The organism is Xanthomonas fragariae, from assembly GCF_900183975.1.
In the GTDB taxonomy this organism is placed as follows: Bacteria; Pseudomonadota; Gammaproteobacteria; order Xanthomonadales; family Xanthomonadaceae; genus Xanthomonas; species Xanthomonas fragariae.
Map to the genome: position 1 here is coordinate 3,082,233 of NZ_LT853882.1, position 14,371 is coordinate 3,096,603.

The following is a 14,371-nucleotide window of genomic DNA, read 5'->3' on the forward strand; positions in this document are numbered from 1 at the left end:
TATTTTTTCTACCAAAGATGTATTTTGGGATGACAGCTGATTAGATTGTGTTTTACATTTAACATATGAGTAGAACTATACGACATCAGCTAATCAAGCGCCTCCAGGCTGAGCTACCGCGTGGTGCGCCGTTCGGTCTATCTACGCTTGAGTCATTTGGCGTGTCACCACAGCTGGCTGCCCGCTACGTGGAGGGAGGCTGGCTCGTACGCCTCGCCCATGGCGTCTACGCATTCCCGAACGACGACTTCGATGTCACTGGCGCGCTTCGCTTCCTTCAAGGCCATGTGGCTGGCCTGCACCTCGGAGGGAAAAGCGCGTTGGCGCTTCAGGGGGTCCGCCACAACCTGGGGTCATGGGACATCCTCGTTCTTTGGGGGGATGTCCGTTTCGTCATACCGACCTGGTTCTCCGAGCGTTTTCCGGCGCGGTACGTCGGGGCCAAGCTCTTCGACTGGCCAGACGATACTCTCGCCGGAAAGACCCTGCATACTCCCCCAGGGCAGCCCCAAGGCCTGCAGGTAGCTGTGCCAGAGCGAGCCGTTCTGGAGCTGCTCTATGACGCCGGCACGAGGCAAAGCCTCGAAGAGTGCCGCAATATTTTTGATGGCCTTCGGTCACCGCGCAAGGATCTGCTTGGCCAGTTGCTTTCCTGCTGTACCAGTGTAAAAGCCGTGCGATTGTTTCTGACATGGGCACGCGAGTCAGGGGTCGTCGATGTTGACCTATTGCTTGAGCACAACCAGGTCAGAACCGGAAGCAGCAGGCGCTGGATGAGCCGACTGGACGATGGCACCTTGCTGAGCCTAAACCCCCATGGATAAGCACTACGCTGACACCGTTCGACTTCTGCTTGACATTGCTCCTGCTGTATTTGCCAATGACATCTTCGCCATGAAAGGCGGCACCGCCATCAACCTGTTTGTACAGGATATGCCGCGCCTTTCTGTGGACATCGATGTGGTGTACCTGCCCTGGCAAGTTCCCCGTGATCAAGCACTTCAAGCAATTAATCAAGAGCTGGCTGCGATCGCAGAGCGCGTTGCACCGATGGGTGTGCAAACACGACTGATACACAGCAAAGATCTGGGCGACACGAAGCTGATTGCTGAGAATGACAGCACTCAAGTAAAGGTTGAGGTCAACGTGGTGTTTCGCGGATCCGTCCTTCCGATCACCCGACTGCCATTGAGTGCCAGGACGCGCGATCTTTTCGGAGTCGAGTTCGACGTCCCCACCCTGGCCCCGGATGAGCTTTATGCAGGGAAGTTGGTAGCCGCGATGGATCGTCAACATCCGCGTGATCTGTTCGACACGTGGCAAATGTATGAAACGGTCGGCATCACCGATGAGATGGTCGAGTGCTTCGTGGTCTATCTGGCCGGCCACAACCGTCCTACGCACGAAGTGCTGTTCGGCAATGACAAAGACATCGCCGGGGAATACGAGCGCGCCTTTCAGGGCATGACGGAAACACCTTGCCCGCTGGGTGTATTGCTGGAGACTCGTGCACGGCTGCGGCAAGAATTGCCCGCACGCCTCTCTGAGGCCCATCGACGTTTCCTGAGCGGATTGGCGAGGGGAGAGCCAGAGTGGTCATTGCTGCAGTCCCCGCACGTCGATCAGTTGCCAGCATTACGTTGGAAGCTCACCAACCTGATCACTTTCAAGCAACGTCGGCCTACTGATTTCGCTGCACAGGCCGACGTCCTGGATGCTGCGCTGGCTGCATCCAGAACCTGAGATGTGGGGACTTGATCGCAGGCGCTCGATCAGGCTGGCAAGGACATGTCATCCTCATGCTCTGAAGGCGACTGCTTCGTGCGAGGATGGGTAATGTGCTCTAGCTCTTCAAAGCTCATGTCTCGAAGGCGATCCAGAAACGCGTGATATTCCTTGTCTCCGCCAGTCATGCGGGTTAACAGCGCGCACTGAAACATCAACGAGTCAAGAAAGATGCGCTGATCTTTCAACCCCTTAAATTCTGCCACACCCCGCATGATGAGCTCGCAAGACTTACTTGCGGGCACGGGAATTAAGCTGCTGTCATTCGGAAGGTTCATGTCGGCCCCCTTGGCCTTTGGTTCGCCAGTTGCTCTCAAAATTCGACTCGGAATTTGTGCCTAGGTACTGCGCTAACCGCTACGTATGACGACTGCATTACTCTCAAGAAATAGCCAGGCCTTCGACTGGCTGCTCTCCTGTGAACCAGCGCCAGGAACCTTTTGCCCCAGTCCTTTTGATTTGATACAGGGCTCGGTCAGCGCGCCGCAGTAGTTCGTGCTTATCAGCAGCTTGATCGGGATAGAGGCAGGCGCCAATGCTGACGCCGACACTAAGTTTTAGGTTGTCCACCAGAAGCGGCGTATTCACCGACTCCAGTATGCGGCTGCAGACCATCTCGATATGAGACAAGTCACTTGGTGCAACAAGCAAGATACCGAACTCATCGCCACCGAGGCGGCATACCAAGTCTGTCTCTCGCACAGCCCCTTTCAGTCGCTCTGCGATGATCTGAAGCACGGTGTCACCTACCGCGTGCCCATAGGAGTCATTGATGGGTTTGAAGTGATCAAGATCCAGCATGAGGAATGCAAGTCGACGCTGCGGATCTTCGGAGACCTCCGCATGCCAACGCTCGCGTAGGCCACGCCGATTGGAAACACCAGTCAGATCGTCTCGATAGATAAGCTCCAAAAGCTGGCGGCGATTGGACTGCACAGCAGAAAAGTCCTTGAAGATCGCTACCGCCAGCTTCTCGTCGTGAAGTATCAAACCCGAGTGCAACACCGTGCGGATTGACCCTCCGCTGATCACGACATCAATCTCCATATCACCGGTCCCAACGGGATGTACCGAGTGATGCCGTTCGATGTCTAGCCAGCGCTTGCGTACCATTTCGCGCTGCCGTTCATGAAGATTGAGGCTGTCCACGAATTTATCGACTGTACGGAATTGGCTGGCGTCGTGGCCGAATAGACGAACGAATTCCGCATTGCAGTACTGAATTTTTCCATCAGGAAAGCTAGCCCACGCGATGCCGAACGGAAGAGCGCTCAGCACTCGCAGCAGGGTGCTCGCCTCTGGTGGGGTGCGTAGTTCGTCCTCATGCTGAACCATCATGTTGCTCCTTTCCTCCAAGCGCATCGAGGCATTGCTGCTGATGCTCCAGGCCTCGATGTGTAGCAAATCTGCATCGTGGTATCGCCCGTGGGCATCGGCCCGCTGCAGTCCAGTGCATTGATCCGTGCCTATCCATTATGGGTTATTTTTAACTCATTGAAACAATGCTGACCAGGCCTCGGCAGCGTTGATGCCTTCATGGCTTTAGCTGCTTCCAGTCTTGGGAGGTCTGGTTGCGGCCAGCGTGCTTGAGCCGATAGGCCGGGTAAAGGCGCAAAATGGGAGCGCCTACATCCGATTGATGCTCGCTAGTGATCGGCGGAAATGGTGTAACCCAAAGGCAGAAGGGTAGAAGGGCGGTGCTAAGGGAATGGTGCCCAAGGGAAATGGGGCTACCTGGAAAAGGAAAAAGGCCATCCCTGCCCTGCATCATCACTGGGAGTAGGCATGCTCAGATTGTTTCAACGAAAGGCCGCCGTCCTGCCACCTGTTGCGGCAGTGACCGAGAGTGCGCTTGGTAAAGGGCTGTTGCACCCCATGCCGGCAGCGGAACTGCTGGCTACACCTCGACGCCAGAAGCTTCTGGAACATATCTGGCAGCGTACCTCTCTATCCCGCAAGCAGTTCCGCTCGCTCTATGGAGTCCCGCTTGAGCGCTATGCGGCTCTTGTGCAGCAATTCCCAGCGTCTGAAAGCCATCACCACGCCTACTTGGGAGGCATGCTGGATCATGGCCTTGAAATCGTTGCGTTCGCGTTGAAGCTGCGACAGTCGCACCTGCTTCCCGCAGGAGCTTCGCCTGAGGACCAAGCGGCGCAAGCGGAGGCTTGGACTGCAGCTGTTGCGTATGCCGCACTGCTACATGACATAGGCAAGGTCGCTGTCGATCTGCATGTAGAGCTGCAGGATGGGAGGATCTGGCACCCCTGGCACGGACCACTGAACCAGCCGTATCGTTTTCGCCATCGAGAGGGTCGCGAATATCGCTTGCATGGGGCTGCGACTGGATTGCTCTACACTCGGATACTCGATAGCGCCGCGCTTGACTGGCTCAGCAGCTATCCAGCCCTATGGTCCCAGTTGCTTTACGTGCTGTCCGGCCAATATGAGCATGCTGACATGCTTGGCGAATTGGTGGTCCAGGCTGATCGCGCATCGGTTGCGCAGGAGCTCGGTGGAGATCCTGCGAAGGTGATGGCCGCACCAAAACACGCATTGCAACGCAAGCTGCTTGAGGGGCTGCGCTACCTGCTAAAAGAGCAGCTGAAGCTGAACCAGCCAGAGGCATCAGATGGTTGGCTCACGGAGGATGCGCTATGGCTGGTGAGCAAGACTGTTTCGGACAAGTTGCGTGCCCACCTGTTATCGCAAGGCATAGACGGCATCCCAGCGAGCAACTCGGCTGTGTTCAACGTTCTTCAAGAGCACAGCATGCTCCAGCCCGCACCGGACGGTAAAGCGATCTGGCGTGCAACGGTGACCAGCTCAAGCGGCTGGTCACATGCCTTTACGTTACTGCGGCTCTCGCCCGCACTGATCTGGGAGGCTGGTGAGCGGCCGGCCGCCTACGCGGGGACGGTGCTTGTTGAAGCAGGCCAAGGTGCCGAGGCAACCGGCGAGAGTGCGCCGGACTTGCTTGACTCGGCCATGCAGGACACCGCCGATGATCGAGCCAATCCGCCGTTGGGATCGAAGCCTTCTTTGAGTACACAACCCGTAGCGAAAAACACGCCGGATATGATGGATGAACTGCTGGCAATGATTGGTGAACCAGATCCACCGAAAGCTAATGATCAAGAAAACTCTTCGTTTCAGCGAAAGCCTGAAGCTCCCGGAAAGCCACTCCAGGGGAGCGAGTTCGTCACAGCGAAAGAAAATCCAATATCGACTAGCGCCCACCCATCTAGGGATGAGTCGAATGGCATCTCAACTCAAATGTCAGCTGATCATTTCGTGACATGGCTGCAGCAGGCGATTGCATCGCGCCGACTCGTCATCAACGATGCTAAGGCGCTGGTGCATATCGTGGCGGATGCCGTCTATCTGGTAAGCCCAGGTGTATTTCAGCGCTATGCACAAGAACATCCTCAAATCGCTGACTATGCCAAGCGTGAAGAGATGGCAGATTGGCAGTGGGCGCAAAAAAGATTTGAGAAATTGCATCTACACCGTAAGCAAGCCAATGGCCTGAACATTTGGACGTGCGAAGTAACCGGACCTCGCAAATCGCGGCGGCTCCACGGCTACCTGCTTGAGCGTTGGCAGGGTGTATTTGGGGAGCTTCCGCCAAACAACCCATACCTGACGCTTCGGGAAGGAAACTCACAACCGCCGATCCATACGGACGCATCCACTTCACTTGAAGCCTGAAGGTATACCCCTCATTGGCCTGCTGGAGCTTGCCCAGACCAAACGTCAGTTGCATGGATCATTCCTCAACGTAGGTGGGTAGTGTCGCGCAGCTGGGATGCGTTGTTCGGAGTTTCCTTAGAGCGTGTTATGAACTTTGAAAGAGGGTGGCTGCATTTCCAAGCATCAGGATCGTGAAGACGACGAAGTGCAAACCGGCCAAGGTTTCCGGCAATCGCTCGTAGTCGCGTGCCAGCCGTCTGAAACGATTGGCCCATCCGAAGCTGCGCTCGACAACCCAACGGCGCGGCAGCAAGACAAAGCCTTTTTTCGCTTCTTGCAGCTTGATCACGTGCAACTCAATGCCTTCTTCCGTGGCCGCCTGCGCCGGTTCTTGACCGGTGTAGCCCTGATCAACAAAGGCGATCTTGACCGTTTCACCGGTCACGTGTTGTACCTCTTGTGCCAACGATCGGACTTGCGCGCGCTCCTGCTCATTAGCCGGCGTCACCTGGACAGCGAGCAGATGTCCAAGCGTATCGACGGCCATGTGTACCTTGCTGCCTTTCTTGCGTTTATAGCCATCGTATCCAGCACGCGGCCCGCTTTCGCAGGTGGACTGCAGCGTGCGAGCATCGAAAATGACCGCGCTCGGCTGGCCTTTTTTCCCTTGCGCCACACGCAAGAGTGAGCGCAGATCACTGACCATGGCCTCAAAGCAGCCCGCTTGCAGCCAGCGCTGTGTTTGCTGATACACCGCTTCCCAGGGCGGAAAATCGTTGGGAAGCAATCGCCATGGTGCGCCGGCGCGCGCGATCCACCGCAGTGCGTTGAACATCGCGCGTAGCTCATACTTGCGCTGCGGTGCCTGCACGTCCATCAGCGTCAAATAGGGAGCCGCAAAGGCCCATTCTTCGTCGGAAATATCGGTGGAATAAGGCTTACGAGGCTTCATCCGTATACGTTAGCGTGACAAGGGCAAAGTTCATAACACGCTCTAAAGCTCCCACATCAGATTTATCAAGCGACACAGCCCCCCAAGTTTTTATCCATTTGCCTGTAGGACGTGGTGATTGCTGCTGTTCGAGATTTTCTTGTGATCCTTGTGGAATAGGGGCACATGCAGCGACACCTTGCCCGCCAATGGGGTACTGCCCAGGGGGACATCCCTGCTCAGCCATTGCTGAAAATGCAATGCTCAGCAGGAGCAATAAGCAGACATTACATAATCTCATCTCAATACCCACCGGTGGTAGTGCATTCCAATGAATGTCAAAATTTTTCAAAAATCTGCTCGGTACAATTGGAATAAATTACCCGGCATGAGTTGTTATTGGCTGCGGCGCACTTCTTTTCTGCGTCAGCTTTAGCTTCTTCGAGTTCAGCGTTTCCTACGAACTGCAGCTTCCCAGCAACAGATTTTCCATCCTTATAGGGTTCCGCAACAGCTGCGCATTGATTGTGATAGGTAGCCCAATCACGGCACTCCTTCCCACCCGCTTTTACACAACTAGCGATGGCGCCTTTCTGCGCTTCGCGCTTAGAAAGTTTCCCGTAGTCAACTCCTACGGTACCCTCGCCATCAAGTGCAACAGCTCCCCAGGTTTTAATCCATTTCCCAAGCGGCCGAGGCTGCTCTTGGATGGAATTCTCTTGTGGAATCGGCGCACATGCGGCTACCCCTTGCCCACCAATCGGATATTGCCCAGGCGGACAGCCTTGCTCAGCAATCGCGGGGAACCCAACGATCATAAGAAATAACAATGCAAATCCGTTGAAACTCATATATGCACGCCCCCTACAAAAAACCAAATCCCGGCAATTTAATGCATTCCCGCTTTCATTTCTTCCAGCATTGCCGCGAGAACCTGGCAAAGGAGTAGATTCAGAACAAAGCGGGATCCTGTTCTGGCTTTATCACTTGCTATCTCAGCAGGCCGATCTGTAGAACTAGATGACCGCTGTGGCATATACGATTCTGCCGGTCGCCCCTGTGGTCCAGGGCTTGCCGCACCGCCACGATCAAATGCTGAATACGCCATCAGCGTTCCATATTACCTTGCCAAATGGCCGCGGCCAATGTTGGCACGCTGATGATTAACCCGGTCATGATCAGTCCGATGCCGCCCTGCTGCCAGCCAGGAGGGCCGTGGTGAACTTGAACAGCAGCAGCAGCGCGATGGTGCACACCCCGGTTATGGCGCGGCTCATCAACTCCGGGCCGAAGGCCTAGATTTCCTTATTGAAGTCCTCGTTGTCGATCCGCTCGGCCATCGCCCTACATGACACGCGTCGGTGTCGGCTGGGTCATGTCCGGCTGCGAACGCTGTGTATCCAGTGCTTGGGATTGACGGATGCTCTCCTGCAACGGAGGCACTCCCTCGGACAAGTCCACCTTGACTCGGAAGCCCGGGGTTTGACCGACGATCCAAACAGCGTCCTGATGCGCGGTCACGCTTGGCAGCTGATGGACACTCAGGATACCCACACGCTTGGCTTCGACCGTGGCATGCATGGCCTCGGCCGGCGAGGTGCCGGCGGGGAGCTTGCTGTGGATGGCGTGATAAAGCGGATCATTGGGAACCGATGCGGATACAGGCTCACCGAACCGACCACGCGGCGCTGCCGGTGCATCCACTTCGCTGCCGGATGAGCCCATAGGCATCTTCCAGCCGGGCGCGACATACGTAGGGGCGTTTTCGCTTTGCATGTGCTGTTGCACCTCTTGCCAGCGTGCCGCCGCCACCTCTGTCGTTCCGGCGCCGGTTTCCAGGGGGCCGCGTAAATGGTCGATGGCATCGACGGCCATGCCATAACCACCGCGTGCACCAAGCGTTAAGCCACCACGCAACACTTCCACGTCATCGCGGTATTTGTCGATCATCGGCGCGTATTGACGGGCTAACTGCTGCGCCTTGGGGTCTTCCAGCACCGAGCGGTCTGGTGCGTCGTTGGCATCCACCGGCAGGAAGTTGTGCATGCGGTGCGAGTCGGCGAGTGGTTTGACGACAGCTGGATTGCGAGCGTCCAAAAGACTGCGGTCATTGGCGTAACCTGCCTTTTCCAGCGTGGCAATCTCCTGCTGGGTAGCGTAGAGCCTGACTTGGCCGTAATGCTTGCTGGCAGCACTGACCGCATCGCCGGCCATCACATGATTGATGACATCAGTGCCGCCCTCGGGAACCCGCCGGTCCAGGCTGACCGCGCCGAAGGCATTGAAGGTCTCGCCCTTAAGCCCGAAGTGGTGGGCGGTGACCTGGGCCAGGTTGCCGCCGAGGGAGTGGCCGGTGACGGTAACGTCGGGAGCTTCGCCGTCCTTACCGATTTTTTGTGCATAGACCAACGCATGTCTGGTCAACTCAATTGCTTCGGCGGCCTGGCGGTTGTGACGTGCTGCGACCATGCCGCCATCGGTGTAGACACCATCCTGCTTGAGCTCACGCTCAGTCTCGGTCCCACGATGGGCGACGATGAGCTCGTTCGTATCGACACGTTGGTAGATGACGCCTTGATAGCCTGAGGGGCTTTCACGGTACTCAAGACGCTTATAAAAGACTCCACCGATGTCTACAGGGTCGCTGTCCACTCCGACTTCGTTTGGTTTGTCGTATGAATCTCTCGAAAGTGCGGCGTACTGCTGGCTCGTAAGACTCATGGGATCACCTTTTCAGTAGTCAGGGTGACTTTGAAGATGTTGTTGCGAGCATTATCGTTGAATTGATCGATAGCAAGGCGGCCGCCATCGGGGAAGTTATCGATATCTTCTTTCGGATAGCGTCCTTTCCAAAAGTAAGTAATTTTTGGGACTGAGCTATAAATTTCACTCTTAAATAGCGCTGGCTGAAAGCGCGTATCTTCGTGCTTACCGGTTGCTTTCAGCGAGATGCCAACTCCATTGAGTTCAAAGCTGCACATCCCCTTGCCGTAGTAGTCAGCATTGATCATGCCATCGGCATAAATCTTCGCCACGTATGTGGTGTCGTTGACCTTTTCGAAATTGATGGGAATCCCATCTTCTTTCTGCTTTGTGGACATGCCCAATGAGCGATCAATGGGTGTGCACGCATCGCGATTCGTCATCTCATAGAACGCAGTTCCCGATACCCACTCAAACGGCCCCGGCGCATCCTCGATGGTCATCGTGATCCGGTACGCCTGTGTCGGATGCGGGTTCTTGCGGTAGACCGGATCGCCGTCGGTGGTGGTCGCGTCGGTGTCGTGTCTTTCAGAGTCAGTATTCATTGGGTTGCATCCTGCTAAGAAAACCAAGACAAGAGAGCTAGCAATTTTAATTCCTAGCTTCCTTTTCATGCGGCCATCGTGCGCTTTGCAGAACGTTGCGCGGCTGTCATGGAGTTCGCAAGTCGTCCACAGATGCGGTTGATGTTGACGCGATGTATCAACAAGGCAATGAGCATGATCGCGAAGACTATACCGAACTCTGGAATCTCCCTCATTACATCCATCACCAAGGGAATGCAAGCTGCTGCTACTGCAAGCATGAGCATTAGTAGCGTCATTGCAGTCGCGCTGACAATAACCTGACGCAGCTGTTTTAGTTCTTCGGTATGTTTTCCCTCTGCTTGCAGCTTTTTCCAAACTGTCAAAGCACCTGCAATGAGACCCAGCAGCATTGCAACTATAGCGAAATGCAATAAAGCACAGATGGAGGCTGCATACTGTGCAAGATCCAGCAGGACCGTGAATGAAGTTCGATAGGCCAGGACAACCAAACTTGCGGTCAGTAAGGTTGACATCAGCAGGATGGTCAACATGCGCCGAACGCCCTTGGGTGACCGGTACCAATGTGCGTTTTGGGAGGGAAACACGCTATCCATTACATCGCTCCTAAGAGCTCTATTGAACTAACGGCGAATGAACTAACGGCGAACGTGGCCAGGGGGGCGGGACGAGCTTTGAGGGATGCCTGTAGGAAGCGCTTACGGGCAAACGCGTGCAAATATCTATGCCGAGACGGGGTTGAAGCATTTGGGAGAGGTCACAACATAGGTTCCGGTCGCAGTGTTTACCGGCAACCAGCAATCCGTAGGAACACCGGATGTGCAAAAGGTACAATGGGTAGTTGTTGTAATATGAAATGAATCATAGAGGCCGCCGTTCTGAGCTAGCGAAGGGATAGAAATGGCGTATAGCGAAAACGCCGCGAACAGTCCACGCCTTTTCATGACTTTTTCTTTTTATAAGCATGGAATTATCAATAAGCTTTGAAAATAGGCTCCGAGCATGCTTCATAAATAATCTTGCACTCTACTCCCGGCGTAGGCCTATTGTCAGTTTTGCACCTTTCTAAAGCGACATTACTTGCTTCTTCAGTGGTCCCAGCACCCACAAAATTTGAAAGGCCAGTTGAAAATGGCTTCCCGTTAACTTTTGGCTCAGCGATAGCAGCACATTGATTTTTATAAGCAAGCCCAATCTTGCAGTCTTTTTCGCCATGGGAGGCGCAACGATTGAGTGCGTCCTTTTCAGCCTCGGATTTCGAGAGCTTGCCAGTAGTTACGCCGTAGCTAAAAATAGAGTCGATAGACCCCATTGCTATAGCTCCCCACGTTTTTATCCACTTACCACTCGGTCGAGGAGCAGCAGAATCCTGCTGCTCGTAATAGCCGGAGGGAATTGGACCGCAGGAGGTAATACTGCCGTTTGCCGTCGCAGGAATCTGGCCCGGCGGACAGCCTTGCTCCGCCTTAGCATTACTAGCAGCGCACAAGGCGGAGAAAATCAATGCCCAGCCAAATTTCATAAATACCTCTCTTCAACTCAAGTCAGTCGGCTATCGCCCTGATTAGCTATACCTCTAGAACCACTACCCTCTTGAGGGGGAGGGGCTTGCGGAGTGCCGGAAATCCGCTGACCCGCTGAACCAAGAGATGAGGGCGGTGTAACCGAAGTATCTTTAGCAGCCTGTTGCGGCATGTAAGACCCTGCGGGCTGCCCCTGCGGTCCAGGTGTCGATGCTGCACCTCCACCAAATGCAGAGAAATGCATGAAGCTACTCATATTACCCTGCCAAATTGCAGCCGCCAACGTTGGCACGCTGATGATCAGCCCGGTCATGATCAATCCGATACCGCCCTGCTGCAGGGCTTGGCTAGACAGTCCTTCTGCATTGCCCAACGTGATGAGTTGCGCAGCCCAGTAGGCCGCAGCTACTTTTGCTGTGAATTTCAGCACCATCGCCGTGACCACCGACAGCATTGCCATCGAGAACAGCGTGCCGATCACGTAGAACAACCACTTCTTGAACAGGTCTTTGGTCTGGTCGAAGATCAGTGCAAGGATGAAGATTGGCCCGATGCCGATCAGGAACGCCATGGTGAACTTGAACAACAGCAGCATAGCCCCAGCTGCCATCGGTGGGCTGGCGGTGCCGAAGCCCGCCATCAAGACAGCGCGGCCTTTCTTCTCCAGTGCCTCCGGATCGGTGGCGTCGACGCGCACCGCATCCAACGCGGTCAGGGCCACCTGCGTGTAGGCAAGATTTTCGTCGATCGCATCTGAGGCGGTGCTGTCTTCATCACCCGTGAACAGGCCATGGATCTCTTTGTCCAGGTTTTGGGTCATGGTCTGGTGCAGCATTGCGCCGTTGACCCCGACAGCTGAAGCAAGGCTGATGATGATCGCGACCTTGCCGGCCTTGATCATGGTCGCCATTGCACTTTCACGCGACTGCCCGGTTGCGATGCGATAGCCCAGAATCAGCACCCACAGAGTGGTCACTGTCAAAGCGATCGTACTGACCCACCTCATAGCGCGGCTCATCAACTCCAAGCCGAACTCTTGAATCTCATTGCTGAAGTAGTCGTTGACCAGTTTGAAGAAAACGAACTCACCGAGGCCGATATCCGCCAAAGGCTGCAACCAGTTCATCGCTCCGTGGAGAATTGCGTCCATTACCTTCTGCCTGTCTGTCGTGGTGTAGCGATCAATTGGATAACGCGGCTTTCAGCGTTGCGGCCTGCACGAGCTGTCCCAGCGGTTTGAGCCAGCTATTTTGGTCGCCATCCAGCGCTTTTCTGGCCATTCGCGACTGATCTTCCTGAAGCCCGGCGATGTAGCTGTCATAAGCCGTCATCTGGGCCTGCCAGTAGTCCAAGTCCATGGCGTTTTGTGCTACGAAGCGCTGAACTTCGTTATCGTTGGCAGCAAGCGCTCCTTGGCTGGTGCCACCTTTGTCGCGCTGCGCCTCAATCGCTTTAAACTGGTTGTTGCGTTCTATAAGGCGCTTGATCATGCGTACCGACTGGTTGTACTTGGCATTTTTGGCCAGCACCATGCGTGTGCAGACCTTCATTTGCTCCTCCACCATTTTGCCGTTCATGTTGGGGGCGAGTGACTTGAATTGCTGCAGCACCCCTGAGAGGCCAGTCTTTGGGGCACCCGGACAGTCGTCTTCCAGGCCATAGTCTTCTGGACGTTCGGCAAAGTTGTCAGCCATGGTGGACGTCCCTAGGTTCAACCGCTGAAGCTTGATGAGCTGCTGCTGATAGTGATCCAGTTGCTGCTGATACTGCTTGAGAGTCTCGGTCCATCGCTTAGCCTGCTCTGCGTACTCCTGTAAGGCCTTCGCCATCGACGTTGGGTCATTGACAATCACTCCCACTGCATTCGCGGGCCCAACACTAAGAACCTGTTCACGATCTTTCCTGATTGGTGCAGACTCTGCGGATGCGACAAAAAACCTATCCGAGCGACATGAGCCGGGAGCGTTTCGAACACATCCTCCCGATCCTGGAACAAGCGCTCAAGCGCACCAAGCCACGCCGAGTGGATATGTATGAGGTGTGGTGCGCAGTGTTGTACGTGCTGCGAACCGGTTGCCAATGGCGAGCGCTACCCAGCGACTTTCCGAAGTGGCGGACCGTGCACGCGTACTTTGCCAAGTGGAGCGAGTGCGACGATGAAGGAGTGAGCCTGCTGGAGCGGGCGCTCAAAAAATCAGGTTGGCGTGGCCCGCCAGAAACAGGAGCGCAACATCTTCAGCAGGTTCTTGATCGTGGACGCGCAGAGCGTCAAGAACACGGACACAGCCGGGCAAAAGGGATATGACGCGGGCAAAAAGGTGTCGGGCATCAAGCGGCATATCGCTGTTGATACCCAGGGGTTGCCCCATGCCATCGCGGTGACGACGGCGGAGGTGACCGACCGCAAAGGTGCGCTGCGGGCGCTGGAGCGCTGTCAGTCAAACTTGACGCATGTACAAAGCCTGCTGTGCGACAGTGGTTACACCGGAGTACCGTTTGCCGAAGGCGTGCGAGAGATTCTAGGCGAGCAGCTCACGGTGCAGATTGCCAAGCGCAGCGAACTGCACACCTTCAAGGTCATGCCCAAGCGCTGGATCGTCGAGCGCAGTTTTGCCTGGCTGGAGAAAAACCGAAGGCTGTGGAAGAACTGCGAGCGCAAACTCAACACCAGCTTGCAGTTCATCCATCTGGCCTTCTTGGCGCTTCTACTCAAAAGATCGTGAACAGGCTCTAAGACCGGCCGCAAGCAACAAGCCTGCGGCGAGACGTGAAAATGAAAGGCGTGAGCGGCGTGAGCGGCGTGAGCGGTCATTCATGGCGGGACTCGTCGGTCTTGTTGGGTGCAGATGGATGGCGGGGATAGCAAAATGAGGGATATAGAGGGCACAGCCCGGAAGGCCATAGGCAGCCCAGGTAGGTGGTGGGGAGTCAAGCGCGTAACGCAATCATGAAGCGAGAGAATTTTGTTCAGACACAGGCACAGCGACGAGAAAGACGCCGCCGGGGGTGCGGAGGTGAGCGCCTGCTAGAGTCATTATCCTTATGTGCTATTGAGGCAGGTTGGGTCGAACTCTGGCATAGGTTAAGGCAGATTGCCACCACCTGCTCCCCCTCCAGATGGTCATCTCATTGCC

Annotated in this window: 15 protein-coding genes and 1 pseudogene; 4 read left to right on the forward strand and 12 right to left on the reverse strand. The window is 55.4% G+C overall.

All coding sequences use genetic code 11. The features are described from left to right. Positions 1-65 precede the first annotated feature (65 nt). Positions 66-824, forward strand: a complete 759-nt coding sequence (locus PD885_RS14295; RefSeq protein WP_002811394.1) for a type IV toxin-antitoxin system AbiEi family antitoxin domain-containing protein — start codon at positions 66-68, stop codon at positions 822-824. Continuing rightward, positions 817-1,743 (forward strand): nucleotidyl transferase AbiEii/AbiGii toxin family protein, encoded by a 927-nt coding sequence (locus PD885_RS14300; RefSeq protein ID WP_002811396.1) that lies wholly within the window; start codon positions 817-819, stop codon positions 1,741-1,743. The genes PD885_RS14295 and PD885_RS14300 overlap by 8 nt, the downstream gene beginning before the upstream one ends. A 29-nt stretch (positions 1,744-1,772) precedes the next feature. Here PD885_RS14300 and PD885_RS14305 read toward each other — a convergent pair whose 3' ends face one another. Next, a complete protein-coding gene (locus PD885_RS14305; RefSeq protein WP_002811399.1) occupies positions 1,773-2,063 on the reverse strand; it encodes a hypothetical protein in 291 nt (96 codons plus the stop codon). A gap of 103 nt (positions 2,064-2,166) precedes the next feature. After that, entirely contained in the window at positions 2,167-3,189 is a 1,023-nt protein-coding gene (locus PD885_RS14310) for a GGDEF domain-containing protein (protein ID WP_040762874.1), read from the reverse strand. 381 nt (positions 3,190-3,570) lie between these two features. Here PD885_RS14310 and mobH point away from each other — a divergent pair, with 381 nt between their 5' ends. Then, positions 3,571-5,493, forward strand: coding sequence for a MobH family relaxase (gene mobH / locus PD885_RS14315; RefSeq protein ID WP_088056948.1), 1,923 nt, complete (start codon positions 3,571-3,573; stop codon positions 5,491-5,493). 127 nt (positions 5,494-5,620) lie between these two features. On the opposite strand, the gene PD885_RS14320 is transcribed toward mobH, so the two are convergent. The 10 genes and pseudogenes from PD885_RS14320 to PD885_RS14355 all read right to left on the reverse strand — a co-directional run bounded on the left by PD885_RS14320 (position 5,621) and on the right by PD885_RS14355 (position 13,090). Further along, positions 5,621-6,427 carry an IS5 family transposase gene (locus PD885_RS14320; RefSeq protein ID WP_002801519.1) on the reverse strand — a complete coding sequence of 269 codons (807 nt, stop codon included), beginning with the start codon at positions 6,425-6,427 and terminating at the stop codon, positions 5,621-5,623. Next, a complete protein-coding gene (locus PD885_RS20890; protein ID WP_145954106.1) occupies positions 6,414-6,758 on the reverse strand; it encodes a hypothetical protein in 345 nt (114 codons plus the stop codon). The genes PD885_RS14320 and PD885_RS20890 overlap by 14 nt, the downstream gene beginning before the upstream one ends. After that, entirely contained in the window at positions 6,745-7,257 is a 513-nt protein-coding gene (locus tag PD885_RS14325; RefSeq protein ID WP_088056949.1) for a DUF4189 domain-containing protein, read from the reverse strand. Before PD885_RS14325 ends, PD885_RS20890 begins: the two co-directional genes overlap by 14 nt. Before the next feature lie 178 nt (positions 7,258-7,435). Then, a pseudogene (locus tag PD885_RS22120) lies at positions 7,436-7,606 on the reverse strand (type IV secretion system protein); the annotation flags it as partial. A 144-nt stretch (positions 7,607-7,750) separates the two neighbouring features. Next, positions 7,751-9,127 (reverse strand): Tle-like phospholipase domain-containing protein, encoded by a 1,377-nt coding sequence (locus PD885_RS14330; protein ID WP_088056950.1) that lies wholly within the window; start codon positions 9,125-9,127, stop codon positions 7,751-7,753. After that, complete coding sequence (locus PD885_RS14335) at positions 9,124-9,714, reverse strand: hypothetical protein (protein WP_088056951.1); 591 nt, start codon at positions 9,712-9,714, stop codon at positions 9,124-9,126. Before PD885_RS14335 ends, PD885_RS14330 begins: the two co-directional genes overlap by 4 nt. Positions 9,715-9,779: 65 nt before the next feature. Continuing rightward, a complete protein-coding gene (locus PD885_RS14340; RefSeq protein ID WP_088056952.1) occupies positions 9,780-10,310 on the reverse strand; it encodes a hypothetical protein in 531 nt (176 codons plus the stop codon). Positions 10,311-10,687: 377 nt separating this feature from the next. After that, complete coding sequence (locus PD885_RS14345) at positions 10,688-11,236, reverse strand: DUF4189 domain-containing protein (protein ID WP_088056953.1); 549 nt, start codon at positions 11,234-11,236, stop codon at positions 10,688-10,690. A gap of 17 nt (positions 11,237-11,253) precedes the next feature. Further along, positions 11,254-12,387 carry a TrbL/VirB6 family protein gene (locus tag PD885_RS14350; protein WP_088056954.1) on the reverse strand — a complete coding sequence of 378 codons (1,134 nt, stop codon included), beginning with the start codon at positions 12,385-12,387 and terminating at the stop codon, positions 11,254-11,256. Positions 12,388-12,418: 31 nt separating this feature from the next. Then, the gene (locus tag PD885_RS14355) at positions 12,419-13,090 is read right to left on the reverse strand and encodes a hypothetical protein (protein ID WP_231895752.1); all 672 of its coding nucleotides are present in this window, start codon (positions 13,088-13,090) and stop codon (positions 12,419-12,421) included. 71 nt (positions 13,091-13,161) lie between these two features. On the opposite strand from PD885_RS14355, the gene PD885_RS14360 reads away from it, so the two are divergent. Next, positions 13,162-13,960, forward strand: a protein-coding gene (locus PD885_RS14360; protein WP_088056955.1) for an IS5 family transposase whose coding sequence is annotated in 2 segments (ribosomal slippage) — positions 13,162-13,433 and positions 13,432-13,960 — 801 coding nt in all. Because the reading frame shifts where the segments join, the coding sequence is not laid out codon by codon here. The last annotated feature ends 411 nt before the right edge of the window (positions 13,961-14,371 follow it).